This window comes from Falsiroseomonas sp. (assembly GCF_051860665.1).
Lineage (GTDB): Bacteria > Pseudomonadota > Alphaproteobacteria > Acetobacterales > Acetobacteraceae > Falsiroseomonas.
Map to the genome: position 1 here is coordinate 40,155 of NZ_JBHYDM010000009.1, position 24,429 is coordinate 64,583.

Annotated in this window: 24 protein-coding genes; 8 read left to right on the top strand and 16 right to left on the bottom strand. The window is 72.9% G+C overall.

Features of this window, described 5'->3' with window-relative positions; genetic code table 11:
* Window positions 1-120 precede the first annotated feature (120 nt).
* Window positions 121-819, top strand: coding sequence for a CBS domain-containing protein (locus ACTIF1_RS11625; protein WP_439596579.1), 699 nt, complete (start codon window positions 121-123; stop codon window positions 817-819).
* Here the strand turns inward: ACTIF1_RS11625 and ACTIF1_RS11630 are convergent.
* From ACTIF1_RS11630 to ACTIF1_RS11645, 4 genes are read right to left on the bottom strand one after another with little or no spacing between them, the layout of a single operon-like run.
* Complete coding sequence (locus tag ACTIF1_RS11630; RefSeq protein ID WP_439596580.1) at window positions 798-1,766, bottom strand: MBL fold metallo-hydrolase; 969 nt, start codon at window positions 1,764-1,766, stop codon at window positions 798-800. The genes ACTIF1_RS11625 and ACTIF1_RS11630 overlap by 22 nt on opposite strands.
* Complete coding sequence (locus ACTIF1_RS11635; protein ID WP_439596581.1) at window positions 1,763-3,007, bottom strand: MFS transporter; 1,245 nt, start codon at window positions 3,005-3,007, stop codon at window positions 1,763-1,765. Before ACTIF1_RS11635 ends, ACTIF1_RS11630 begins: the two co-directional genes overlap by 4 nt.
* A 10-nt stretch (window positions 3,008-3,017) precedes the next feature.
* Window positions 3,018-3,545 (bottom strand): mismatch-specific DNA-glycosylase, encoded by a 528-nt coding sequence (locus ACTIF1_RS11640; RefSeq protein WP_439596582.1) that lies wholly within the window; start codon window positions 3,543-3,545, stop codon window positions 3,018-3,020.
* Window positions 3,542-8,251: an NAD-glutamate dehydrogenase gene (locus tag ACTIF1_RS11645; protein ID WP_439596583.1), complete on the bottom strand. Its 4,710-nt coding sequence runs from the start codon at window positions 8,249-8,251 to the stop codon at window positions 3,542-3,544. The genes ACTIF1_RS11640 and ACTIF1_RS11645 overlap by 4 nt, the downstream gene beginning before the upstream one ends.
* Window positions 8,252-8,374: 123 nt before the next feature.
* Here ACTIF1_RS11645 and ACTIF1_RS11650 point away from each other — a divergent pair, with 123 nt between their 5' ends.
* From ACTIF1_RS11650 to ACTIF1_RS11670, 5 genes are all read left to right on the top strand, one after another.
* The gene (locus ACTIF1_RS11650) at window positions 8,375-9,598 is read left to right on the top strand and encodes a cupin domain-containing protein (protein ID WP_439596584.1); all 1,224 of its coding nucleotides are present in this window, start codon (window positions 8,375-8,377) and stop codon (window positions 9,596-9,598) included.
* Window positions 9,595-10,029 (top strand): OmpA family protein, encoded by a 435-nt coding sequence (locus ACTIF1_RS11655; RefSeq protein WP_439596585.1) that lies wholly within the window; start codon window positions 9,595-9,597, stop codon window positions 10,027-10,029. Before ACTIF1_RS11650 ends, ACTIF1_RS11655 begins: the two co-directional genes overlap by 4 nt.
* A gap of 207 nt (window positions 10,030-10,236) precedes the next feature.
* Window positions 10,237-10,776 carry a hypothetical protein gene (locus ACTIF1_RS11660; protein WP_439596586.1) on the top strand — a complete coding sequence of 180 codons (540 nt, stop codon included), beginning with the start codon at window positions 10,237-10,239 and terminating at the stop codon, window positions 10,774-10,776.
* Window positions 10,777-10,837: 61 nt separating this feature from the next.
* Window positions 10,838-12,016, top strand: a complete 1,179-nt coding sequence (locus tag ACTIF1_RS11665) for a cupin domain-containing protein (RefSeq protein ID WP_439596587.1) — start codon at window positions 10,838-10,840, stop codon at window positions 12,014-12,016.
* Complete coding sequence (locus tag ACTIF1_RS11670) at window positions 12,017-12,601, top strand: NADPH-dependent FMN reductase (protein ID WP_439596588.1); 585 nt, start codon at window positions 12,017-12,019, stop codon at window positions 12,599-12,601.
* Between the two features lies 1 nt (window position 12,602).
* Here the strand turns inward: ACTIF1_RS11670 and ACTIF1_RS11675 are convergent, their stop codons facing one another.
* On the bottom strand, window positions 12,603-13,838 hold the full coding sequence (locus ACTIF1_RS11675) for an MFS transporter (protein WP_439596589.1): 1,236 nt from the start codon (window positions 13,836-13,838) through the stop codon (window positions 12,603-12,605).
* A gap of 60 nt (window positions 13,839-13,898) precedes the next feature.
* On the opposite strand from ACTIF1_RS11675, the gene ACTIF1_RS11680 reads away from it, so the two are divergent.
* The gene (locus ACTIF1_RS11680; RefSeq protein WP_439596590.1) at window positions 13,899-14,687 is read left to right on the top strand and encodes an AraC family transcriptional regulator; all 789 of its coding nucleotides are present in this window, start codon (window positions 13,899-13,901) and stop codon (window positions 14,685-14,687) included.
* Here ACTIF1_RS11680 and ACTIF1_RS11685 read toward each other — a convergent pair.
* The 4 genes from ACTIF1_RS11685 to ACTIF1_RS11700 are packed head-to-tail and all read right to left on the bottom strand — an operon-like array spanning window position 14,659 to window position 17,526.
* Window positions 14,659-15,567, bottom strand: coding sequence for a hypothetical protein (locus tag ACTIF1_RS11685; RefSeq protein WP_439596591.1), 909 nt, complete (start codon window positions 15,565-15,567; stop codon window positions 14,659-14,661). The two genes, ACTIF1_RS11680 and ACTIF1_RS11685, sit on opposite strands and share 29 nt — an antisense overlap.
* Window positions 15,564-15,980 (bottom strand): DUF6524 family protein, encoded by a 417-nt coding sequence (locus tag ACTIF1_RS11690; protein ID WP_439596592.1) that lies wholly within the window; start codon window positions 15,978-15,980, stop codon window positions 15,564-15,566. Before ACTIF1_RS11690 ends, ACTIF1_RS11685 begins: the two co-directional genes overlap by 4 nt.
* Window positions 15,977-16,555, bottom strand: a complete 579-nt coding sequence (locus tag ACTIF1_RS11695) for a hypothetical protein (RefSeq protein WP_439596593.1) — start codon at window positions 16,553-16,555, stop codon at window positions 15,977-15,979. Before ACTIF1_RS11695 ends, ACTIF1_RS11690 begins: the two co-directional genes overlap by 4 nt.
* Window positions 16,555-17,526 (bottom strand): hypothetical protein, encoded by a 972-nt coding sequence (locus ACTIF1_RS11700; protein ID WP_439596594.1) that lies wholly within the window; start codon window positions 17,524-17,526, stop codon window positions 16,555-16,557. The genes ACTIF1_RS11695 and ACTIF1_RS11700 overlap by 1 nt, the downstream gene beginning before the upstream one ends.
* Window positions 17,527-17,601: 75 nt before the next feature.
* Here ACTIF1_RS11700 and ACTIF1_RS11705 point away from each other — a divergent pair, with 75 nt between their 5' ends.
* Window positions 17,602-18,204: a hypothetical protein gene (locus ACTIF1_RS11705; protein ID WP_439596595.1), complete on the top strand. Its 603-nt coding sequence runs from the start codon at window positions 17,602-17,604 to the stop codon at window positions 18,202-18,204.
* Between the two features lie 65 nt (window positions 18,205-18,269).
* Here ACTIF1_RS11705 and ACTIF1_RS11710 read toward each other — a convergent pair whose 3' ends face one another.
* The 7 genes from ACTIF1_RS11710 to hydA all read right to left on the bottom strand — a co-directional run bounded on the left by ACTIF1_RS11710 (window position 18,270) and on the right by hydA (window position 24,367).
* The gene (locus ACTIF1_RS11710) at window positions 18,270-19,070 is read right to left on the bottom strand and encodes a hypothetical protein (protein ID WP_439596596.1); all 801 of its coding nucleotides are present in this window, start codon (window positions 19,068-19,070) and stop codon (window positions 18,270-18,272) included.
* 37 nt (window positions 19,071-19,107) lie between these two features.
* Window positions 19,108-19,413 carry a hypothetical protein gene (locus ACTIF1_RS11715; protein ID WP_439596597.1) on the bottom strand — a complete coding sequence of 102 codons (306 nt, stop codon included), beginning with the start codon at window positions 19,411-19,413 and terminating at the stop codon, window positions 19,108-19,110.
* A 14-nt stretch (window positions 19,414-19,427) separates the two neighbouring features.
* Window positions 19,428-19,862, bottom strand: coding sequence for a hypothetical protein (locus ACTIF1_RS11720; RefSeq protein ID WP_439596598.1), 435 nt, complete (start codon window positions 19,860-19,862; stop codon window positions 19,428-19,430).
* A gap of 22 nt (window positions 19,863-19,884) precedes the next feature.
* Entirely contained in the window at window positions 19,885-20,640 is a 756-nt protein-coding gene (locus tag ACTIF1_RS11725; RefSeq protein WP_439596599.1) for a hypothetical protein, read from the bottom strand.
* A 23-nt stretch (window positions 20,641-20,663) separates the two neighbouring features.
* On the bottom strand, window positions 20,664-21,731 hold the full coding sequence (locus ACTIF1_RS11730) for a PstS family phosphate ABC transporter substrate-binding protein (protein ID WP_439596600.1): 1,068 nt from the start codon (window positions 21,729-21,731) through the stop codon (window positions 20,664-20,666).
* A gap of 54 nt (window positions 21,732-21,785) precedes the next feature.
* Window positions 21,786-22,688 (bottom strand): hypothetical protein, encoded by a 903-nt coding sequence (locus ACTIF1_RS11735; protein ID WP_439596601.1) that lies wholly within the window; start codon window positions 22,686-22,688, stop codon window positions 21,786-21,788.
* A 188-nt stretch (window positions 22,689-22,876) separates the two neighbouring features.
* Window positions 22,877-24,367, bottom strand: coding sequence for a dihydropyrimidinase (gene hydA, locus ACTIF1_RS11740; RefSeq protein ID WP_439596602.1), 1,491 nt, complete (start codon window positions 24,365-24,367; stop codon window positions 22,877-22,879).
* Window positions 24,368-24,429: the final 62 nt, after the last annotated feature.

The window sequence follows — 24,429 nt, forward strand, 5'->3', positions numbered from 1 at the left end:
CAGCCATACAGCCGCCCCGGCGGATGGGAAAGAGTGGAGATTTGACTTGCATCAAGGTGGCCGTGGCGGCGCGCGCTTAACCTTTTCTCCATCGTCGTGATGATGATGGAGAAACAGGCCATGACCCGCCTTTCCGCCCGCGACCTGATGACTGCCGAGGTGCTGACCGTGCCCCCGGCCACCCCCGTGATGTCCATCGCCCGCCTGCTCGCCGAACGGGGGATTTCCGCCGTGCCGGTGCTGGATGGCGCGGGCAAGCTGCTGGGCATCGTCACCGAGGCGGACCTGATCCGCCGCCTGGCCGGGGAGAGCGACCACCCCACCTCCTGGCTCGCCAGCCTGTTCAGCAATGCCGAGCGCGATGCCGAACGCTATGCGCGCACCCACGGCGCCACGGCGGCGGATGTGATGACGAGCGAGCCGGTCTGCGTTGGCCCCGACACGCCGGCGGCCGAGGTCGCCCACCTGCTGGAGGATCGCAAGATCCGCCGCGTACTGGTGACGCAGGACGGAAGGCTGCTCGGCCTCGTCTCCCGCGCCGACCTGCTGCGCGCGCTGGTGGCGCCGACGCAGGAGGCGCTGGAGCTTTCCGACGACCGGATCCGCACCGCGGTGATCGCCGCGATCCGCAAGCAGCCCTGGGCGGACACCTTCTACACGCTGATCGACGTGAAGGACGGGGTGGTGGAGATCAGCGGCTTCAGCCGCAGCGCGGAGGTGCAGCGCGCGCTGCGCGTGCTGGCGGAGAATGTGCCGGGCGTGAAGGGCGTGCAGGACAAGACCCAGCCCATGCCGGTCTATCTCTTCGCGGCCGGGTAGATCCGCGTCGCCCCGAATCCCGGCACGCCGAAAGCCTCCTGGGCCACCCCGTGCCGGGCCCTGGCCGCCTCCAGCATCACCGCAGGCTCCTCGATCGGCTCGTCCGTCAGGCGGAAGAAGGTGCCGAAGTGCATGGCGAGGCTGGCGCGCGCGCCGCAGGCGAGATGCGCCAGCACCGCCTCCTCCGGATCCATGTGCTGGGTGCGCATGAACCAGCGCGGCGCATAGGCCCCGATGGGGATCAGCGCGAGATCGATCCTGCCGAAGCGTCGCCCGATTTCGGCAAAGTGCGGGCACCAGCCGGAATCGCCGGCGAAATAGACCGTGGCGCCATCGGGCGCCTGGATGACGAAGCCGCCCCACAGCGCGCGGTTGCGGTCGAAGGGCGTGCGCGCCGAGAAATGCTGCGCGGGCACATAGGTGATGCGCAGCCCCGCCACCTCCGCGCTGTCCCACCAATCCATCTCCCGCGGTGCCCGCAGCCCGGCCTTGGCCAGCAGGCGGCCGGTGCCGAGCGAGGTGAGGGAGGGCGGGGACCAGTGCGCCTGCACGCGCTTCAGCGTGGCCAGGTCGCAATGGTCGTAGTGGTTGTGGCTGACCAGCAGCAGGTCCACGCCGCGCAGCGCCGCCAGCGCCTGGCCGGGCGCGCGAACCCGCCGGGGGCCGGCGAAGGGTAGCGGGCTGGCGCGCGGCGACCAGACGGGGTCGATGAGCACCGCCACGCCGCCGATCTGCACCAGCCAGCTGGCATGGCCGATGAAGGTGGCGCCGATCTGGCCCGGCGGCAGCCGCGGGGGCGGCGGCTGCGGCGGGTCCGTGATCCAGCGCGGCCAGGGTGCCACCCGGCGCCCGCGATACCAGCGCAGGACATCGCGCGGCCCGTGATCCACATCGCTGTGCAGATTGACGAAGCGGCCATCCACGCGGCGCGACGCAAAATCGCTCACCGGCGCTCCCGCACCGTCAGCAGGATGGCGGCGCCGATGCCGAGGAAGACCAGCACCGTCGCCATGCCCAGCCGCTGGCTGCCGGTGGCTGTCGTCACCGCCGCCAGCGCCGCAGGCCCCAGGAAGCCGGTGATGCGGCCGGAGAGCGCGAAAAGGCCGAAATGCGCCGCGATCTCCTCCGGCGGCGCCAGGCGCGCCATGAAGCTGCGGCTGGCCGCCTGGGCCGGGCCGAAGAACAGGCCGAGCGTCAGCGCCATGATCCAGAACCACATTTCTGTCTCGGCCAACAACAGGCCGGTGCCGAGCGCGACCATCGCCAGCAGCGCGCCGAGCACCATGCGGCGGGAGCCGACGCGGTCCTCGATCATGGCGAAGCCCGCCGCGCCGAGGCCCGCGGTGACGTTCATGGCGATACCGAAGACCAGGATCTTGTCGAGCCCCATGCCGAAGACCCCGGCGGCATAGATGGCGCCGAAGGCGAAAAGCGTGTTCAGCCCATCGGTGTAGAACAGCCGCGCCAGCAGGAAGCGCGCGAGATCGGGGTTACGCGGCAGGGTGCGGATCAGCGCGCCGATTTCCGCCAGGCCGCGCGCCGCGGCCTCCGCCCAGCTCGGCCGCGGGCCGGCGGGATCGGGCAGCGCCACCAGCACCGGCCAGCCGAAGATCAGCAACCAAGCGGCGACCAGCAGGGCGGTGGCGCGCACATGCTCCGCCGCGCCCCGGTCCAGCCCGAAGAGCGCCGGGTCCGGCTGGATCAGCAGCACCAGCGAGATGGCGAGGCAGGCCAGGCCGCCGGCATAGCCGAGCCCCCAGCCGAGGCCGGAGACCCGCCCGAGCCGCCCAGGCGGCGCCACGCCGGGCAGCATGGAATTGTAGAAGACCGTGCCGATCTCGAAGCAGATGGTCGCCACGCCGACGCAGACCAGCGCATAGAGCGCCCAGTCCGGGCTGGGCTGGGCGAACCAGATCAGGCCGGTGGAGAAGGCCGTCAGCAGCGTGAAGAGCCCCAGCATCAGCCGTCGCCGCCCGCCCGCATCCGCCACCGCGCCCAGCACCGGCGACAGGATGGCCACCGCAAGCCCGGCCGCCGATTGCATCCAGCCCCACTGCGCCTGCCCGGTCACCTGGTCGGCCGCGATGCCGCTGGCAAAATAGGCGGCGATGACGAAGGTGGAGACGACGGTGGGGAAACTGCTGTTCGCCCAGTCATACAGGGCCCAGGCCCAGGCCTTTCGGGTCATGCGGGGCGGGTCATGCGGTGCGGAAGCCGAGGGCCATGGCCGTATCCATCCAATGCGCCTGATAGCCGTTCCTATCCCAGTTCCCGTTGTTGGAACCAGAGGTGCTGGGCAGCACGAAAACCGGCGGAAACTTTTGGGGGCACAGCGCCGCCTCCAGCCGGCCGAATGGCACCCGCTGCAGCCCCAGCGCCAGCGCCGCCGTGCGACCGCTGGTGAAGGCCAGGGCGCCGGGCGCGGCGGTGCGGATGGCCACAAAGAGCCGGTCCCGATCCGCCTGCGTCACCCGCACCACCCGGTCCACGCCCCATTGCGTCTTGGCAAGATCCGTCAGCCCGATGCCGAGGCTCGGCAGTTCGGCGAACTGCTCCGGCCTGAACCGGCGCGGGGTGAAGCCGGCCTCGTGCAGCACGCGCCAGAAGCGGTTGCCCGAGGCGGCGTAGTAGGCGCCGCGCCGCGCCGATTCCGGCCCCGCCGCCATCCCGCAAAACACCAGGCGCAGGCCCGGCGGCAGCAGGTCCGGCAGGACGTCCGGCGTCACGCGAGGACGGAAAGCGCGCGTGTCGCCACGCCGATCGCCACCAGGTCGCCGGCCCGCGCTGCCTCCCGCGCCAGCTGCACCGCCTCCGCCGCCCGCGGCGGCGCGGCCTCCCCGGCCAGCCGGGCGCGGGAAAGGCGGGCCTGCACGGCGGCAAGGTCGCCCAGGATCTCGGCCTGCGCGCGGGCGGCGAAGGCATTGGTCACGCGCGCGGCCTCCGCCGCCTCGCGCAGCGCATCCAGCCCGTCCTGCTCGCCCACCTCGCGCCAGGCCCGCGCCGCGCTGGCCGCATCCGCGCCGGTCTGCTGCGCCAGCTGCACGACGGAGGGGGCGGCGGCCAGGCGCGCGGCGCCGCCGGCCAGCGCGGCGAGGGGGGCGGGCAGGCCGGCCGCCACCAGCCGCGCGGCCTCCTCCCCCGGCTCGGCCTGCTCCGCCGCCACCAGCGCGGCCACGCCGGGCGCCAGGGCGGCCAGCGCGGCCTCCAGCGGTTGCGCCGCCTCCGTCAGCATCAGCTTGCGCGTCGCCGCCTCCAGCAGCCGGCGCAGCGCGCCCTGCACCTCCAGCCGCAGGGAGGGCGCGACCGGGGCGGCATCGGCCGCGGCGGCCGCCGCCTGCAAGCCGAACAGGGCGCTGGCCAGCCAGGCGGCGCGGGCCACGGCGGCGCCCCCGGCCTCGGCCCCGGCCAGCCGGCCCAGCGCCGCGGTGCCCAGGTGGTTCGCCACCAGGTTCGCCAACCCCGTTGCCACCAGTTCGCGCCGCAGCCGGTGGCGCGGAATGAGATCGGCAAAACGGTCCTGCAGCGCCTGCGGGAAATAGGCGCGCAGCAGCGGGGCGAGGGCGGGCTCGTCCGGCAGGCCGCTCGCCTCGATCGCCTCGGTCAGCCAGAGTTTGGCGGGCGGCAACAGGGAGGCGAGCTCCGGCCGCGTCAGCCCCTGCCCCTCCGCGGCGCGGGCGCGCAGCACCGTCGCATCCGGCAGCCCGGCCACGGCACGGTCCAGCACCCCCTCCGCCTCCAGCCGCGCCATCAGCGCGGCATGGGCGGCAAGGTCCTCGCTGGCGGTGCGGGTCTCGAGGCTGATGGCGATGGATTGCGCGTGGTTGTCGGCCAGCACCAGGCGGCCGACCTCCTCCGTCATCTCGCCCAGCAGCACGTCGCGCTGGCGGCGCGTCAGCGCGCCCTCGCGTTCCGCCTCGGCCAGCAGGATCTTGATGTTCACCTCGTGGTCCGAGGTGCTGACGCCGGCGGAATTGTCCAGCGCATCCGTGTTCAGCCGCACGCCATGTTGCGCCGCCTCGATGCGCCCCGCCTGGGTGATGCCGAGATTGGCGCCCTCGCCCAGGATCTTGGCGCGCAGCTGTGCGCCATCGACGCGGATCGCATCATTGGCGCGGTCGCCGGCCTCCGCCTGGCTTTCGCCGCTGCCCTTCACGTAGGTGCCGATGCCGCCGAAGTAGAGCAGGTCGACGTCGAGCGTCAGGATGGCGCGCAGGATCGCGGCGGGCTCCGCGCGGTCCTGCGCGATGCCGAGCAGCGCCTGCGCTTCCGGCGACAGCGGCAGCGTCTTGGCATTGCGCGGCAGCACCGCGCCGCCGGGCGAGAGCAGCCGCACGTCGTAATCCGCCCAGCTCGACCGCGGCAGCGCGAAGAGCCGCGCCCGTTCGGCGTAGGAGGTCTCGGGATCCGGATCGGGATCGAGGAAGATGTGCCGGTGATCGAAGGCCGCGACCAGCTTCGTGCGCTTCGAGATCAGCATGCCATTCCCAAAGACGTCGCCGGACATGTCGCCGACGCCGGCGCAGGTGAACTCCGCTTCCTGCACGCCCTGGCCGCGCAGCTCGGCAAAATGGCGGTCGATCATCACCCAGGCGCCGCGCGCCGTGATGCCCATGCCCTTGTGGTCGTAGCCGGCGGAACCGCCACTGGCAAAGGCGTCGCCGAGCCAGAAGCCGTATTCGGCCGAGAGGCCATTGGCGATGTCGCTGAAGGTGGCCGTGCCCTTGTCTGCCGCGGCGACGATATAGGCATCGTCCCCGTCGCGTCGCACGATCCCTTCCGCCGTGACCACGCCGCCCGATTCCGAAAAGTTGTCGGTGAGATCGAGCATGCCGCGCACCAGCGTCCTGTAGGCGGCGATGCCCTCCGCCTGGAAGGCCTCCCGGTCCGTGGCCGGCGGCGGATGCTTCAGCACGAAGCCGCCCTTCGCGCCCGTGGGCACGATGACGACGTTCTTCAGACGCTGCGCCTTCATCAGGCCCAGCACTTCGGTGCGAAAATCCTCGCGCCGGTCGGACCAGCGGATCCCGCCGCGCGCCACCGGCCCCGCCCGCAGATGGCAGCCCTCCATCCGCGGCGCGTGAACAAAAATCTCGCGCCAGGGGCGCGGCAGCGGCATCTCGCCGGCCTTCGCGGATTCCACCTTGAAGGCGAGATAGGGCTTGGACTGGTAGAAGTTGGTGCGCAGCATCGCATCCAGCAGCAGACGCAGGCGCGAGAAGATGCGGTCCTCGTCCGGATTGGCGATGCCATCCAGCAGCATGGACCAGTTCGCGCACAGCGCGCTGTCGTCGCGATCGCCGCGCGACGGGTCGAAGCGGATGGAGAAGAGGTCGATCAGCAGGCGTGCGGCGTCCGGATGGGCGGCCAGCGCATCCTCCACGCTCTCCTGCGCGAAGGGGAAGCCGACCTGCTTCAGCCAGCGATACATCGCGCGCAGCAGCCAGGATTGCCGCCAGGTGAGGCCCGCGCGCAGCACCAGGCGGTTGAAGCCATCGGCCTCCGCCCTTCCGTCCAGCAGGGCCGAGAGTGCGCCGAGAATCTCCTCGAAATGCGCCTCCGCCACATCCGCGCCGGCCTCCAGCTGGAAGACATGCAGCACGACCTCCGGCGCGTCCTGCGGGGTCAGGCGATAGGGCTGTTCCTCGATGGCGCGCAGGTCGAGGCTCTGGAACAGCGGCAGCGCCTCGGCCAGCGCGAGCGATCGGCCGGGGCTGGCCAGGCGCAGCGTCAGGCGGCGCGGCGCGGCGCCGGGGGCGCGGTGCAGCCGCGCCTGCGGGCGCCCCTCGGCCAAGGCGAGTTCGGCCAGGTCGATATCGGCCACCGCCTGGGCGATGGATTCCTGGTCCCGATAGGCCGGGGGAAAGGCCTCGCGCCAGCGGGCCAGGCGCGGCGCGGCGGCGGCGCCGAAATCCTCGGCCAGGGATTCCTCCAGCCGCTCCGCGAAGCCGCGCGCCACCTGCGCGATGGCCGCTTCCAGCGTGGCCGCATCCACCGCCGGCAGCGCGCCCGGCTTGGTGCCGATGACGTAGTGTACGCGCGCCAGCGGCGCATCGCCCATCAGCGTGTACCAGGCCGAAAGCCGCCCGCCGAAGGCTTCCGCCAGCATATGCCCGACGCGCTGGCGCAGCGTGGTATCGAAGGTGTCGCGGGGCAGCCAGGCGATGGCGGCGACGAAGCGCTCGAAGGGATCGCGCCGCAGCACCAGCGCCGCGCGCGGCCGGATGGCGAGATCCAGCGCGCGACGCGCCCCCGCCAGGATTTCGTCCTCCGGCGCCTGGAACAGCTCGTCGCGCGGCCAGGTATCCAGGATGTTGCGAAGCGCCCGCCCGTCATGGCTCTCGGGATCCAGCCCCGCCATCGCCAGAACCCGAAGAACCTTGTCGCGCAGCAGGGGGATGGCGCGCGGGTTGCGATTGTAGGCATCGGCCGCGAAGAGTCCGAGGAACAGGCGCAGCCCGGTGACGCGGCCTTCCGCGTCGCGGATGCGCGTCATCACCACATCGGCGTGCTGCGGGCGATGCACGGTCGCGCGCATATTCGCCTTGGCGACCACCACCGCCTCCATCCGCCCGAAGGTGGCGCGCACCGCGGCGGGCACGGCGGCCAGGTCGCGCAGCGCGTCGAAGACCGGCAGCGCGGCGTCCCGCAGCATGCCCAGATTCTCCTCCTCCGCCACGGACAGGGCGCCGGCCGCGTCCCAGGCCAGGCGGCGATGGCCGAGCAGGACGAAATTGTCCTCGCCCATCCAGCGCAGGAAGTCGGCCGCCGCGCCGCCCTCCGCCTGCACCTCGGCCTCCGCCTGGCCGAGCCGGGCGAGCATGGCGCCGAAGTCGCCCACCGCCATCCGCACATCGGCCATGGCGCGGCGCAAGGCCGCCTCCACCGCCGGCCAGTCGGCCGCGCCGGTGCCGGCGAGGGACAGGGTGGCGCCGGCGGCCAGGGAGATGCGCATCATGCTTTCGCGCGTCGTGGCCGCGTCTTCGATCGCCAGCAGCCGGCCCTCGGCGTCGCGCCGCACCGGCACCACGGGATGCAGCAGCTGCCGCACCACGCGGCCGCTGACGGTCAGCGCGGCCATGGCGCTGTCGACCAGGAAGGGCATGTCGTCGGTGACGATCTCCGCCACCGCCACGGCGCCGCGGCCGGGGCCAGGCGGCAGCAGGCGCAGCCGCGTCTCCCGCGGCCGCCGCTGCTCGGCGAAGGCGAAGAGGCTGGCGGCGGCCTCGGCCAGGGCCTCGGGCGCGGTGGCGGCCAGCTCCGCGGTCGGCACGGCGGCATGCAGCCGGACCAGCAGGTCCCCCGCCGCCGGCGGCAAAGCGGGGGCCAGGCGCGCCAGGGCGGCCTGGGCGGCGGCCAGGACCTGCGGCCGCACGCCATCCTCCGCCGGCCCGTTTCGCTGGTCGCTGCCCGTCTCGCCGGCCACGTCGTTCATAGGCTGGTCCTCCTGCGCCCCGGAAGCTGGGTTCTTGGCCATGCCGGCGCAAGCAGCCCGAAGAAAGTGGCCGGCGGTTCGCCATGGGTGCAACCTGCGCCGCATCCAGGCTATTCTGTTGCGATGATCGACAGCCTCGCCGCCCTGCTCGCCCCCATCACGCCCGAGCGCTTCCTCGCCGAGCATCTGGACCGCCAGCCGCTGCATATCCGCGGCACGGCGGCGAAGTTCGCCGATGTGCTGTCCTGGCGGCAGATCAACCGGCTGCTGGACATGACGCATATCTGGACCAGCACCAGCCTGAAGCTGGTGATGGATGGCGGCGCGGTGCCGGCGGAGCAGTTCTGCACCCGCGCCACCAGCCGCGACGGCGCCGCGGTGCTGCAGCCGGATGCGAAGCTGGTGCAGGGCTGGATCGCCAAGGGCGCCAGCGTGGTGATGAACGACGTGGACAGCCTGACGCCGGGCCTGGCCAGCGTCTCCAACACGCTGGAGGCCGCCGGCCTCGGCAAGGCCCAGGCCAATGTCTATATCAGCTGGCAGAGCCATAAGGCCTTCCACACGCATTACGACACGCATGATGTCTGGGCCGTGCAGGTGGAGGGCGAGAAGGTCTGGAACATCTGGGAAGGCCGGGCCGACTACCCGATCGCCCACCCCGCCTTCCGGGGCCAGCCGCAGGCGCATCACGACCAGGCGCGCGGCAAGCTGCGCGGCACCGTGACCATGCAGCCGGGCGACCTGCTCTACCTGCCGCGCGGCTGGTACCACGATGCGCTGGCGGAGGCGCCGGCCAGCGTCCATGTCGCCTATGGCGTGCATGCGCCGCTCGGGATGGATTTCGTGAATATCCTGTCGGAACGCATTCTCTACGACCCGGAATTCCGCAAGCCGCTGCCCCGGCAGGATGGGTCGAACCCGGCGAAATTCGCGCTGACGCAGCGCGCCGGGCTGCTCGGCCAGCGCCTGTCGGAGCTGAGCCGCGACCCCAAGGTGATGGAGGTGCTGGCGCAGTTCGTGGCGAATTACCGCTACAGCCGCGGCGGCTACGACATGCTGGCCGCCCGCGGCATCGCCGCCCCCTCGGCGGCGGCCGGCGGCGGGGAGGCGCCGAGCTTCCGCGTGATGGCCGCCGGCGCGAAGCCGGTGCGGCGCGGCGCGGAATGGGTGGTGAAGGGCCCGCAGGGCGCGGTGGTGGTGACCCCGCCGGAGGCCGAGGCCGCGGCCTGGCTGCTGGCCCGGCCGGATGTGACGGAGCCCGAGCTGGCCGCCAAGGCGCCGGCCGTGGATGCCGGGGCGCTGCTCGGCCGGCTTGCCGCCGCCGGCCTGCTGGCGCCAGGCGCATGAGGGCGCCCCATATGGCCGGTGTCCTGGCCGCCGGGCTGCTGGCCCTGGCCGATCCGGCCGCGGCCCAGCCGCGCCCCTTCAACTGCGTCGGCGCGGAGCAGCTGGAGGATGACGTCATCGCCGTGCCCTTCGCGCGCAACAGCACGAATCTCGGCCCCGCCGGGCGCAGCGCCATCGAGGCTGCGGCGGCGCTGGCCCGCGCAGAGCCCGGGCGGAATATCTGCGTGCTCGGCCATGCCAATCGCGCCGCGGGGGCGGAGACGAGCACGCAGATCGCGGCCCGCCGGGCGCGGGCTGTCTCCCTCGCCCTGGCGCAGGGCGGGGTGGAGCGGGACCGGGTGCGGGCGGAGGCACGGGTCGGCGCCTTCAGCGGACGGGTGGCCGAGCCGGGCGCGCGGGCGGTGACCATCGTGATCCTGCCGGCCCGCTGAGGCCCGCTGCAACGCAGTTGCGACGCATTCGCAAGAATAATCCCTGTGGGCCGCATCGCGCGAAATTTTAGAAAATGTTTACCCGGTGATCTGTAACATTCGGCGCGGCTGCGTCATCATGCCGCAGCCGCCGGCCCCGCCCGGTGGCGCGAGGCAAAGGCGCAGCCCCGGACCCCGGGAAGCTGCCGAATGGGATGGGAGCAGCCGGTGACCGATCAGCCGGAGGACAAGACGCCGCCGACACGCCGCCGGCTTTTCGTGCTGCGCCTGGCTGCCATGGTGGGCGTGCTGCCCGCAGCCGCCTGCGTGCCGCAGCAGGGACCCGTCTACTACGCGCCGCCGCCGCAGGTGCGCCGCGGCACCGGCATCAGCGACAGCGACCCGAACGACCCGCCGGGCAATGGCCGTGGCGGGCATCGCGGCAGCGGGGTCAGCGACAGCGACCCGAACGACGCCCCGGGCTATGGGCGCGGCGGCTATCGCCGCAGCACGGGCATTTCCGACAGCGACCCGAACGATCCGCCGGGGCGCGGCCGTGGCGGCTATCGTGGCGGTGGCACCGGCATCACGGATAGCGACCCTTCGGACGGCCCCGGCCGTGGCCGCGGCGGCTATCGCAGCTCCGGCATCACGGATAGCGATCCTTCCGACGGCCCCGGCCGCGGCCGGGGCGGCTATCGCCGCAGCAGCGGCCTGACCGACAGCGACCCCTCGGATGGGCCGGGCCGCGGCCGCCGCGGCTACTGATTTCCCTCACGGTCCGCCCGCCCCGCCGGTGCCCGGTCGGCCACAGCCAAGGTCCGCCTGCATGACACTCCGGCCCCCCACCCTGGCCGAGGAGGCCTGGCGCCTCGCCTTCGGCACGCTGCCGATCGAGGAGGGGCTGGCCCTGCGGGAGGGGACGGAGTGGCGCCACTTCCCGGGCCACGACCCCGCCCGCTACGCGCATCTGCTTTCCATCGCCGATATCGACGCCTTCCTGGCCACCGATGCGGCGGCGCGGCCACGCATCTCCATGGCCGATGGCAGCCGCCAGGGCGGCGCCGCGGTGCCGGAGGAGGATTATGCGTTTGAGGATGGCGGCGCGGACCTGCCGAACCTGTTCGCCTGCTTCGATGCGGGGGCGACGCTCGTCATCTCCCAGTTCAACCAGCTGCACGCGCCGCTGGCGCGCTTCTGCCGGGGGCTGGAGCAGGTCTTCCTGCATGCGGTGCAGGCGAACATCTACCTGACCCCGCCGGGCGCCCAGGGCTTCCGCATGCACTACGACACGCATGATGTGCTGGTGCTGCAGGTGCAGGGGGAGAAGGCCTGGCGCATCTGGCCTGGCCAGCCCTTCCCGAATCCCACGCGCCGCACCCCCTGGCCCGGCGGGATCGAGCCGGTGGCAGACGCCGTGAACATCACGCTCCGCCCCGGCGATGCGCTCTACGTGCCGCGCGGCGTGCTGCATGACGCGGCGACGCAGGATGGCGAACCCTCGCTGCATATCACCGTGGGCTTCATGGAACCCTCCTTCGCCGCGGTGCTGCGCATGGCGGTGGACCTGCTGGAGGAGGCGGACCCCGCGCTGCGCGCCGCCTTCCCCACCTGGCGGCTGGCCGAGGGCCCCGGCAGCCTGGCCACGCTGGCGCAGCCGCTGGCCGCGAAGCTGGCGGAACCCGCGGCGCTGGAGCGCACGGCGCTGGCGCTGCTGGACCGGCTGGCCGCCGACCAGCCGGCGCTTCTGGCGCGCGGCCTGTTCCCGAAGGATCCCTCCGCGGAGACCAAGCTGCGCCTGGCGCCGGGCGCGCTGCATGCGCTGGTGCCGGAGCCTTCGGGTGAGGGCGCATCCCTGCGCTGGGCCGGGGCGCCGATCGCGCTAGGGGCGCGGGAGGCGGAATGGGTGGAGCGCCTGGCCGAGGGCGCGACGCCGGCCGAGCTTGGCTTGGAAAGCCTGGGCTTCTGCCGCAAGCTCCGCCGCCTGGGACTGCTCGCGGAGGATTAGGTGACACGCATCGTCGGCATCTGCGGCAGCCTGCGGGCCGCCAGCCTCAACCGCGCCTTGCTGCGCGCCTGCGCCGGGCTGCTGCCGGCCGGTGCGACGCTGGAGGTGGTGGAGATCGGCGACCTGCCGCTGATGAACGAGGATCTGGAAAAGCCGGCATGGCCCGAGGCCGTGCAGCGCCTGCGCCGCGCGGTCTGGCCGGCGGAGGCGCTGCTGATCGCCTGCCCCGAATACAACGCCGGCATCCCCGCGCCGCTGAAGAATGCGATCGACTGGCTGTCCCGCGCGGAGGGCATCGGCGGCGTGACGGCACCGGAGGGCGAGACGCGGCGCACGCCGCTGGCCGGGCTGCCGACCGCCATCCTCGGCGCCTCCCCCGGCATGCTCGGCACGGCCCGCGCGCAGCAGCATCTGCGCATGTCGCTGCAATCCACCGGCACGCCGGTGATGCCGGGGCCGGAGGCTTTTGTCGCCGGCGCGCCGAAGAAGTTCGAGGGCGGCGAGCTGGTGGATGAGCCCAGCCGCGCGGCAGTGACAAAAGTGCTGGCGGGGCTGGTGGACTGGGCGGCGCGGCTGAAGGCCTGATCTACTCCGCCGCCTGCACCGCCCCGCGCGGCGGGGCCGCGGCCCACAGCTCCGGCGCCAGCTCCTCCTTGCGGTCCGGGAAGGCCAGCGCGCAGAGGAAAGTGACCGCGGCGAAGACCGCCAGCACGGTCAGCACGCTGCCCAGGCCCCCCGCCGTGGCATGCAGCCAGGCGATCAGCGGGCTGGCCGCCGCGGCGCCCAGAAACCCCACGAAGAAGCGGATGGAATAGAGTTTCGCCCGCAACGCCGGCGCCACGTAGCGCGCGGTCATGGTCTCGTTCACCGTCACCTGCCCGAAGATCGCCGCCGCGAGCAGCCCCGCCACGGGCAGCACCGCAAAACCCTGCAACTGCGACAACAGGAGAAAGCCGGGCAGCTGGATGCAGGCCAGCGGCAGGAAGACGCGCTTCAGCGTATTGCGGTCGATCAGCCTGCCTACGGTGAACTGAGTCAGCCCGCCGCAGATCGTCACCAGGAAGGCCAGAAGCCCCACCACCGGCAGCAGATCCGGACTCTCCGCCAGCCGCTCCGCCATCAGTTTCGGCAGCAGCAGGGTGAAGGCGTTGAAGATGAAGCCGGAGACGGTGGCCAGGCTCAGCAGCACGATCACGGCGCGGCGGACCACCGGGCGGGGGATCTCGGGGAAGGGTTTGCCCGCGGCCTTGTTGCGGGCGACGTCCTCCGGCCCCTCCCGCAGATACAGCAGGCCGACCAGCACGCACAAAGCCCCCGGCACCGCCAGCGCCCAGCGCCAGCCGAGCCAGGCGGCGAGGAAGGCGGTGACCACCGGCGCCAGCGACACGCCGAGATTGCCGAAGACGCCGTTGACGCCCATGGCCGCGCCGACGCGGCTGCCGGCCGCATCCACCAGCATCGCCGTGCCGATCGGGTGGTAGATCGCGCTGAAGGCCCCCATCGCCGCCAGCCCCGCCGCCAGCCAATAGGGGCCGGGCGCAAAGGCCGACAGCACCAGCGCCCCGCCGCTGCCGAGGAAGAAGGCCGCCATCAGCGCCGGCCGCCCGAAACGCTCGGCCAGCCAGCCCATCGGCAGGCTGCCCAGGCCATAGAGCACGAACATGCCGGTCCCCAGCGCCAGGATCGGCCCGTAGTCGGTGCCGAACATCGCCGGTTCCTGCAGCACGATGGCCAGCACGGCGGTGGCCAGGATCAGCAGCCCGTAATGGGTGAAGATATGGGCCGCATTGACGAACCAGATTTGCCGCTGTGCCGCGTCCATGAGCATTCCCCTCGCCGGGGGTCATGCTAGCCTGGCGGTCCACAGACGGCTCGACAGATCATGTCGCCAATCCGCCAAGATCCCGCCCCGCGAAGGGGGCTGCCGCAGGAGGCGGTGGACCGGCCGCTCGCCGCCTTCGCCCGCGACTATCCGGCGGGGGAGGAAGTGCCGCGCCACAGCCATGACCGCGCCCAGCTTCTCTATGCGACGCAGGGCATCATGCGCATCACTACCGACGAGGCCGGCTTCGTCGTGCCGCCGCTGCATGCGCTGTGGATGCCGGCGGGCCTGGCGCACCAGGTGGTGACGGAGGGGGGCGTGGCCATGCGCGCCCTGTTCCTGCGCGCCGATGCGGCCCGCGCCGGCCCGGGCGCGGCCACCGTGCTCGCCGTTTCCGCCCTGCTGCGCGAATTGATCCTGGCCGCCTGCGCGGAGCCGCTGGAATGGGACCAGGCCGGGCGCGGCGGCCACCTGGCCGCGCTGATCCTGGACGAGATCGCCCGCGCCCCCGCGCTGCCCTTCCGGGTGCCGGAGCCGCGCGACCCGCGCCTGAAGCGCCTCGCCGCCGCGCTGCGCGCCGCGCCGGCCAGCCAGCGCGGTCTGGAGGAATGGGCCGCGCTCGCCGGCGCCAGCCCACGCACGCTGGAACGCCGCTTCCGCGCCGAGACCGGCCTGTCCTTCGCCCGCTGGCGGCAGACCCTGCGGCTGGCGGAGGCCGCGGCGCGCCTCGCCGGTGGCGAAACCCCGGCGCGGGCCGCGGCGGCGGTGGGCTATGCCAGCGCGCCGGCCTTCGGTGCCGCCTTCCGCGCCGCCTTCGGCATCACGCCGGGCGCGGCGCGGGCGCCTTGAGCAGGCGCTGGAACCAGGCGGTGGAACGCCAAAGTCCCGCCGGCCGCGGCGAAAGGCCCTCGGCCTCCAGCAGCAGGGCGGCGCGGCGCTCCGCCTCGGCGGGGGGCAGGTTGCCGGCGAGGCGGCGGTAGAGGGCGCTGGCGCGCGCCACATCGGTCTGGGCGACGCGGCCGCGCGCATCGGCGCGGCTGCGCAGATAGGCCGCGACCTCCCGCGCCGCGACGGCGCTGGTGGCCTGGCCCTGGGCGGTGGCGGCGGCGGCCAGCGCGGCGCGGGCTTCCTCCGCGGTCAGGCCGTGGCGGGTCACACCCTCCACCAGCAGGGCGCGCTCGGCCTCCGGCGAAAGCGGGCCGTCGCGCAGGCGCAGGCGGAGCAGGTCCGCGAAGCCGGGCGCGGGCACGGCTTCCGCGCGCAGCGGCATGCGGCCGGCGCAGGCGGTGCAGGGCAGCAGGGTGGAGCGGCCATCCAGCTCCATCAGCCGCAGCTCCACCTGCATGTCCGGGTGGCGTGCCAGCACGGCCGCCGCCGCCTGGTCCAGCACCGCCTGGTGCTGCCGCAGCTCATCCGCCGGGTCGAGCGACAGCCGGCGGCCGGCGAACAGATCCATGGCGCCGCAATCCCGGTGATTGACGAAGACCACCTTGCGCACGCCGTGCAGCTGGCGGGAGGCCGCGAGGTTCTCCCAAAGCGCCTGACCCCAGGCGGGACGATTGGAATCCACCGCGGCCAGCGCGGCGCCGGCGATGCGGAATTCCGCGTAGCGGTCGGTGCGGCCGACCGCGTCCATCAGCACCGTCAGGTCGTCCACCAGCCGGGGGTCGATGCAGCCGACGACGAAGGCATCCGCCTTGGTGGGCGCCCCGCTGGATGGCTGGGTCATTTCGCGACTTCCTCGGTATGGCTGATGCCGCCAAGGCGGTGATCCACGTGGGAATAGGACAGGCCGGCGGTGAAGAGCGCGGCCAGGGTCAGCAGCGCGCCGGTCACCAGCGAGCCCAGGCTGAAGACGCCGGCGCCGGTGAGATTGGCCAGGGTCATGCCGGCGCCGAGGCAGAACAGCGTCACCAGGATCATGCCGCGCAGCTTCAGCACGCCGCGCGTGGTGCGCCACAGCATCAGCACCACGATGGTCAGCAGCGCCCCCACCGCGAGCTTCGCCCAGAACCAGCCAAAGCCCTGCAGAACCCAGTGCAGGTAGGAATAGCCGGAGGGGTTGTAGACGCCGAAGACGATGAACAGGCTGAACAGCCCGCGCGCCACCACGCCGCGCCAGTCGAAGCGCTCCGCGCTCATGGCAGCAGGCCCGCCCGTTGCGAAACCAGCGCGGCGAGCGCGGCGGCGGCGGCGTCCGCCGCCAGGCGCCGGGCGAGCTGCGCGCGCCAGGGGCGCAGCGCCTCCGCCGCCGGGCCCTGCAGGGTGGCCAGCACCCCATCCGCCGCTTCCAGCGCGCCCTGGTCGAGCAGCGCCTCCGCCGCCGCGGTGACGGCCAGCGCCGGGCTGTCGCCCCCGCCGAAACGGGCGCCGAGCCGCATGGCGGCGGCCATCCAATGCTGCATCCGGCCGGGCGATGCCTCGCCCATCTCCGCCAGCACGGCGCGTTCGGCCGCGGCGGGAAAGCTGGCGGCCAGTTGGCGCGGCAGCGGCGCGCCCAGCGGCGCCACCTCGGCGAGCGGCGCCAGCACCGCCTGCCAGCCGGGCTCGCCCGCGGTCAGCGCCTGGGCCACCGCCAGCGGGCGCGGGAAGGGGGCGGCGCGGGACAGGTGCGGCGCCAGCAGCTCGGCCCCCGCCAGGGCCAGCAGGGCCGGCTGCGCGCCCGCCGGCGGCGCCACGAGGCTGGCCAGCAGCAGGACGAGCAGGGCGCGCCGCATCAGCCGCATCCCGTCTGGGCGCCGTGCAGCACCGCCTGGCGCGCGGCCAGGGCGGCGGCCACGGCGCGGCGTCCCTCGGCGGCCAGCCGGGCCTCGGCGCGGTCGATGGCCTCCAGCGCCTGGGCCTCGAAGGCCTCCCGGTTCAGGGCGGAATCGACGCGGTTCAGCACCCAGTCGAGGCCCCAGGACAGGCCGACGCCGCCGGCCAGGCCCAGCGCCACGCCCGGGGTGCCGCCCAGCGCATAGCCGAAGGCGCCGCCGGTCGCGATCAGCGACCCCGCCTCGCTCACCCGCAGCACCACGGCGCCGAGCCGCGCCGCCATGGGCCGCATGGAACGCAGGAAGACCGTGCTGGTATCGGCGCCTTCCTCCACCACCAGGGCCATCGGATCCAGCCCCGCCTGCTGCCAATCCGCCAGCGGCCGCGCCGCGGCGGCCAGGTCGAGCCGTGGCACCGCCACGGCGCCGGGGGCGATCAGCGCCACGCGGGGCAGCGCCGCCGCCTGCCGCGCCACGCCGTCCACCGCCCGCCGCCATTCGGCGCTGACCAGGGCGGCGACATGGGCGCGATCGGCGGCCAGCGCCTCCGGCGGGATGGCCGGGGCCAGCACGCGGTTGCGGAATTCCTCCCGCACCGGGCCGGCCATGCCCTGGGCGATGCGGTCCGGCAGGTTCTGGGCATCGGCCTCCGCCACGCCTTCCGCCAGGCTGCGGGCGGCGAGGCCCAGCACGCGATAGGCGGTCATGTAGCTCTGCACCCAGCCATAGGCCCAGTCGCCGAAGGCGGGCACCGCCTCCCGCGCCGTGGCCAGGCGCATGGCGGCGGCCTCGGCCAGCAGGCGATGCGCCATGCCCTCCAGCCGCGCGGCTTCCTCGGACAGCGCGGCGTCCCAGGCGGGAAGCGCGGCCTCCGGCACCTCGCGCAGCGCGCAACTGCCATCGGCCTGGCGCACCGCCATGGGTGCGGCCATCGCCGGAAAGGCGAAAAGAACAAGGCCTGCCACAACCCATGGACGCATCACGGCCAGCCGCCCTAGTTTGCGAGAATGGAATCCAGCGGCATCGGCATGATCCTGTGGGGCGGCGCGGAGGCCGCTCTGGCCATCCTGCTGGCGCTCGGGATGCTGCGGCTGGCCAGCGTGTTCTACGGCGCGCTGGCGCCGGCGGATGCGGAGGCCGTGCCGCTGCTGCATGTGCTGGCGCTGGCCGCGGGGCTGGCCTGCGGCCTGGCGCTGCTGCTGGCCGTGCCGCATGCCGAAAGCTTTCGCATCTCCCGCATCTTCGCGCCCGATGGGCCCTGGCATCTCGGCCTGCCCGGCTTCCTGGCACGCCACGGCCTGCCGGATGCCGCCACGCTGCAGGCGGCATGGGCCCAGCTGCGCGAGGGCGGGCTGGGCGCGCTGCCGGGCGGGCTCGCCCTGCTGCTGCTCGCCGCCGGACCGCTGGCCGCGCTGCGCTGGTGGCGCGGCGGCGCGCGGCTGCGCGCGCTGGGCGCCTTCCTGCTGCTGGCCGCCAGCACCGCGCTGCTGCTGCACTACGCCATCCACCTGCTGGCCTGGATGCTGGCGCTGCTGAATTTTTGGTTGTTCGCCCTGTTGCTCTTCGCTTTCCAGCGCTGGCGTCATGCGCCCACTCGTACCGGGCACTAGCTGTTTGTTTCCACGCATTTTCCAGGTCGCCTTGCGAAGCCGCAAGGCTTGAAAATGCTTCGGCATCACGTCACCTGCATCAACGACAGGAAGGGCCGTGGCGTCAGCAGCGCCGGCTCGCCCACGAAGGGAAAGGCGAGCTTCAGCGCCACCAGCAGCACCGCGCCGACGATCAGCGCGATGACCGCGCCCATGGTGTAGTGGATGGCGACATGGCCGCCGCCGAAGAACCACTGGAAGGCGATGGTGGCGACGGAGACGGTGAGCACCAGCGCCCAGATCAGCCCCGAGAGCGTGCGCGACATCACCGACAGGCGCCCGATCCGCGCCTGCGAGACCTGCGCCAGCCAATCCGCCGTGGTCTGCTTCAGCGACTGCTGGCCGGAGGTTTCGCCATTGGCATCGAGGAAGACGCGCGCCAGGCGCTGGAAGGCGGCTTCCGACCCCGTGCCCGGCTGGCCCGCCTGCATCGCCGGCCAGTCCTGCTGCACCACCGCGCCGGCATAGAGGCGGATGGCGGTGCGCATCTCCTCCCGCAGTGCCGCGAAGTCCGGGCCGCTGAAGGAATCGACGGACAGCGCCAGCATGTAGAGATTCGCGGTCTCCTGCTGCACGGTGTCGCGCGCCGTCTGGTAGATGTCCCACGACCCCACCAGGGCGAGGGCGGCAACCACGGCATAGATCTCGACGACGAAGCCGTACTTCACCGCGCCGATCTGCGTATTCGCCGCGAATTCCTGCGGCGTGAAGATCTGGTGCATGATGTGCCCGATGCCGAGCGCGAGCAGCACCGGCACGCCGGCGGTCGTCGCGATGGCAAGCCAGCCGGGCAGGGCGGCGATTTGATGTGGCAGCGAGATTTCCAAACCGCCCCTCCTGGGCAGGCGCCTTGCGACGCGAAGGTCAGTGATCCTCGGCTTCGGTCCAGGCCCAGTGGCCGACCGCGACGCCCGCGATCCCGCCGATCGCGGCCGCCAGCGCGCCGCCATGGATCAGCACGGACCCCGCGGTGGCGCCGACGAAAAGCCCGACGCCGAGCGCCATGGCATGGCCTGCCGTGATGCGCTGCGCCGGCACGGCGGGAAGCGTGACCGCGGGAATGGTGACGGAGGGAATCGCCGGCGTGGTCAGCACCGGCTGCGCCCGCGCGGCCTGCGGCGCGAGCACCAGGGCGGAGAGCAGCAGCAGCGTGGCGAAGAGCGTCTTCATGCGATGGTCCTTCCTCAGCTTTCGATCGCGCGATACCAGCGCCGCGTGCGGATCAGCCGGCCATGCGGCTTCGGCTGCAGTTCCAGCTCCTCCATCCGCCGCTTCACGCGCCTTGCGGCTTCCGCCTGGGTCAGGTCGGCGCCGGCGCGTGCGCGGTAGAAGGCCACGGCCTTGTCGAAGTCCTGCCGCGCGATGCGGTTGCGGCGATCCGCCATGGTCTTCAGCAGCATGCCGGAGGAACGGCCGAGCTCGCCTTCCAGCGCGATCTGGTCCTGCTCCGCCGCCGCGCGCAACAGCCCGCTGGCTTCCTCCAGCTTCAGCCCGTAGCGCGTCAGCCCTTCCTCCAGCAGGCGGCGTTCCTCGGCGCTGTCCAGGAAGCGGCGGCCCTGCATCTGCAGCTTCACCAATTCGCCGAAGCGGGCCCGCCCGTCCTGGCCGGTCGCGTTCATCGTTCTGTCCCTGCCCTGTCGATCAATGGTTCACGGAGGCCGGCTGCAGGGCGGCCGGGCGCAGCGAAGGCGCCGGCGGATCCCGCGGCAGGTCCATCCCCTGCGGCCGCGCGGCCATGCCCTGCACCCGCGCATTCAGCCGGTCGATGGCGCGCAGGATGCGGCTGGCCTCGATGCCCAGCGGCGCATCCGTCGGCGTCAGCACGAATTTCACGCGCGGCAGCGGGAACAGGTCCACATCCACCTTGTCCACGGTGAAGCCGCCGATCTCCGTCGCATCCAGGATGCCGCGCACGATGGTCCGCTGCATCACCGCCAGCGGTCCGCTGTTGCGCTGCGCATGGCGCTCCAGCATCCGCTCGACATAGTCGCGATCGGCCTCCGTCAATTCGCGCGCCTGGCCGAAGGTCAGGCCGAAGGTCGGGATCAGGCCGATGGAGCTCTCGATCTCCTTCAGCTTGTAGCCGGAGATGTCCATCAGCCAGGTGAAGTCGTCGTTCTGCGCGCGGTTGCGCTGCAGCGCGCCGTGGCGGCGCATGAAGTGGCTGGTGCCGTTGCTGAAGCCGAAGATGTCCAGCACGCTGTCCCAGAGCTGTTCCGCCCTTTCGCCCAGCCCGCCTTCCGAAAGATCCTGCAAGGGGGCGGTGACCATGGTGCGGCTGTCCTGCGCGGCAGCCTGCCCCTGGGCCGAGGCGGCGCCATTGGCCAGCAGCGGCAGGGTGGCGATGGCACCGGCCAGCAGCCAGGTTGCGGCACGCGAGGGTCTGGAGCGGGGCATGGCGGGGCTCTCCGGCGTCGGGGTCATCGGGACAGCAGGGTCATGTTCTCGGCGATGCGGCGCTGCGCCGCGCGCTCCGCCGGCGGCAGCGGCACCAGGCCGGTGGTCGAGAGATAGCCGCCCGGGCCCGCCGCCGCCTCGCCCGTCGCCTCGTTCAGGAATTCGCGGATGCCGCGCACCACGCCCACGCCTTCGCGCAGCCGGGTATGCTGGCGCTTGGCGTAGAGGTAGACGACGCGCGTCGCGCCATAGTCCTGCGCATAGATCGAGGCCTGGCTCGGCACCACGCCATCCAGCGACAGCGCCACCAGGTTGCCGCCGCTGGCCTGCAGCTGGTCGAAGGTGATCACGCCGATGGTCCCCGGCGGGCTGGCCAGCAGCGCGGCCGGCACCTCGAGCCCGCCCATCCGCTGCACGCGGCCATCCTCGCGCAGCGTCACGCATTTGCTGCGCCGATAGGCGGCCTCGAAGATCAGCCGCACCGCCTGCACGTCGCGGCAGCCGCCTTCCAGGATCATGTCCTCGAACAGCCCATTGGTGCCGGTGCCGAGATTGGGCGCCAGCACGCGGATCTCGCTGCGCGGCAGCAGGGGCGAGACCTCCGACCACAGGCCGCGGCGATTGGGGACGAATTCCTCCTCCACGATGCGTTCCGCCGCCAGGGCTTCCCAGACCTGGCGCGAGGTCAGGTTGACCGTGGGCTCGCCGCGGCGGACCGCCAGCAGCACGGCGCTGAGGCCGAGGCGCATCTCCACCACATCCCGCACGCCATTGCCCTGGCAGGTCTCCAGCATGCTGCGCGGCATGCGGCGCACCACCACGGCGATATCCGGCGTCTGCGGCCCGACGCCGGCGCAGAACAGCTCCAGCGCCCCGGAGGTGGGCAGGGTGCGCTGCGTCGGCTCCATCACCCCTTCGAAGCGCTCGGTGAAGCTCGCGCTCAGCATGCGGGAGACGGTGCCGGCGGAGGTGGAGGCGATGATGACCAGCCGGTCGCGCATCACGCCCTGCGCCGCCGCCGGGGAGGCGGCACAGGCGAGGCTGGCGGAAGCCAGGGAGAGGCCGATCAGGAGGCGACGGAAGCGGCCCATACTGGGTGAACTCCTGGAGAGAGGCTGGTGAAGCCGGCGGCGCGACGGCGGCGATCAGTTCCGGATCGTGGTGGCGGCCATGGCGGCCTGGGGGGGCGGGGCCAGGTTGCGCAGCAGCGTTTCCTGCACCGCCTGTTCCACGGCGAGGCGCGCGCGGGCCTGCGCCAGCCAGCCGGCGAGCAGGGGCTGCACCGCGCCTTCCATCGCGCCGGCATCGGCCACCGCGCCGGCCAGGTTGCCGCGCCGCAGATGCGCGGCGATGCCGGCGACGGCGGTGGCCTGCAGCCCGGCCTCCGGCGCCGCGGCCAGGCCGAGGCCCGAGAGCAGGCCGCGCAGCGCCTGCCCGGTCTGGCCGAGCAGCGTGGCGTCCTGCGGCGCGCGCGCCAGCAGATTGGGCGCCAGGGCATTGAAGCGGTCTTCCAGCTCCGCCTCCGTCGGCAGGCCGCGCGCGGCGTGGCTGGCCAGCACCTCGGCCAGCGGGCGGGACAGCGCGCCGGGCGGGGCGAGCGCCGCCACCGCCTGGTATTCACGCAGCCAGGGGCGGGATGTCGCGATGCTGGATTGCAGCAGCAGCGTGGCCGCCAGGAAGCGGTCCGCCGTCGGCCCGCGCTCCTCCAGCGCCGCGATGCGCTGCAGGGCGGCCTCGGTCTGTTGCGCCGCGGCTTCCGCGCGCGCGGCATGGGCGGCAATTTGCGCATTCGCCTGGCGCAGCAGCGTATCCAGCGCGGCGGCACGATCCTCCACCGCCAGCACCACGGCGGGGGAGGCGGCGCCGGCGGAGCTCAGCGCCGAGGGCCAGAAGATCAGCAGGCCGGAGGCCCCGAGCGCCAGGCCCAGCGCCAGCCCGGCCGCCGCCTGGCGCGTGCCCTGCAGGAAGCGGGCATCGGCGCCGCGGCGGGCCCAGGCGGAGGACAGGGTGGACGCGGACTCGGCCCGCGCATTCAGCTCGATCGCCACGGTAGGTGTCGCCCCTGACAGACGGCCGGAAGGGTGCCGTTGGCCAGAGGATGACGGGGAGAGGTTGGCAAACGATGAAAGCCGCAACGGTCATGTTGCGTCGCGGCGAAGTTGTCCCGGGATGGCGGCGAAGCTGCCCCCGGTCTTGCCTGCGCCGCGCGCAAGAACGCGCGGCGCGGGGCGCTCGATCAGTCCACCGCGGCGGCGTCGAAGCCGTCCGGCACGCGGCCGCTCGGCCGCGCCATGGCATAGGGACCGCGCGCGAGGAAACGCCCGTCGCCCGGCTGCGCCAGCACCTCGCCACCCCGCACCGCGACGCGGCCGCCGGCGATGGTCACGCTGGGAAAGCCCTTTATCGAAAAGCCTTCCCAGGGGGTGTAGTCGATGGCGTGGTGCAGGTCCGTGTTGCGGATGGTGCGCTCCGCATCCGGGTCCCACAGCACCAGGTCCGCATCCGCGCCCGGCATCAGGCTGCCCTTGCGGCCTTCGAGGCCGAAGAGCCTCGCCGCATTGGCGGAGCTGAGGCGGACGAAATGCGGCAGGTCGATGCGGCCCTTGGAGACGCCTTCGGAAAACAGCACCGGCAGCCGCGTCTCGATGCCCGGCACGCCATTGGGGATGGCGTTGAAGGCGGGCGTGCCATCGGGGCGGAGATTCGCATCGCCCATGCCATAGCCGCCGCTGCCCGGGGCGCGCTTGGCGGTGGCGAAGGAGAAGCCGCAATGGTCGGAGGAGACGACATCCAGCGTCCCATCCAGGATGCGCCGCCAGACATTTTCGTTCTCGCCCCTCGCCCGAAGCGCCGGCGAACATACGGCTTTGGCACCTGCAAAGTCCGGGCCCTGCAGGTCGTCATGCGACAGGGTCAGGTATTGCGGGCAGGTCTCCCCCCAGACCTTCACCCCCCGCGCGCGGGCGCGCGCGATTTCCTCGGCGGCTTCCTCGCAGCTCACGTGAAAGATCTGCACGGGCTGGTCGACCATCTCGGCCAGCGCGATGGCGCGGTGCGTCGCCTCCCGCTCCACCACCGGGGGGCGGGCCCAGGCGTGCTGCAGCGGGTCGGTCAGCCCCGCCTTCAGCAGCGCGTCGATGCGCCAGCCGATGGCGTCGTAGTTCTCCGCATGGATGGTGATGAAGGCACGGTGGCGCCGCGCCACGGCCAGCACCTGGATCAGCTGCGCATCATCGAGGCGCAGCGGATCGTAGGTGAGAAACACCTTCAGGCTGCGCACGCCGCGCGCGATCAGCGCCGGAATTTCCCGAGTCAGCACCTCCGGCGTCGGATCGGTGATGATCTGGTGGAAGCTGTAGTCGCAGCGAGATTTTTGCGCCCGCGCCTCGTAGCCCGGGGCGCTGTCCGCCAGCGAATGGCCCTTCCACTGCGGCAAGAAGCAGATGAAGGAGGTGGTGCCGCCGGCCAGCGCCGCCGCGGAGCCGCTGGCAAAGCTTTCCTCATGCACGGAGCCGTCCTGGCCCAGCTCCTCCAGGTGGCAATGCGGGTCGAGGCCGCCCGGCGTCACCACCAGGCCCTTGGCCGAGACCTCCTCCCGCCCCGCGGCCAGGTTGCGGCCGAGCGCCACGATCTGGCCGCCCAGGATGCCGATATCGGCCTCCACCACCTCCGCCGCCGTGGCGACCGTGCCGCCACGTACCACCAGATCATACGCCCGATCGGCCATCCGAACCCCCTGCATCCAAGCGGCGACAAAGTGCGCAGCGGCGGGGCGCTTGTCCATCGGCT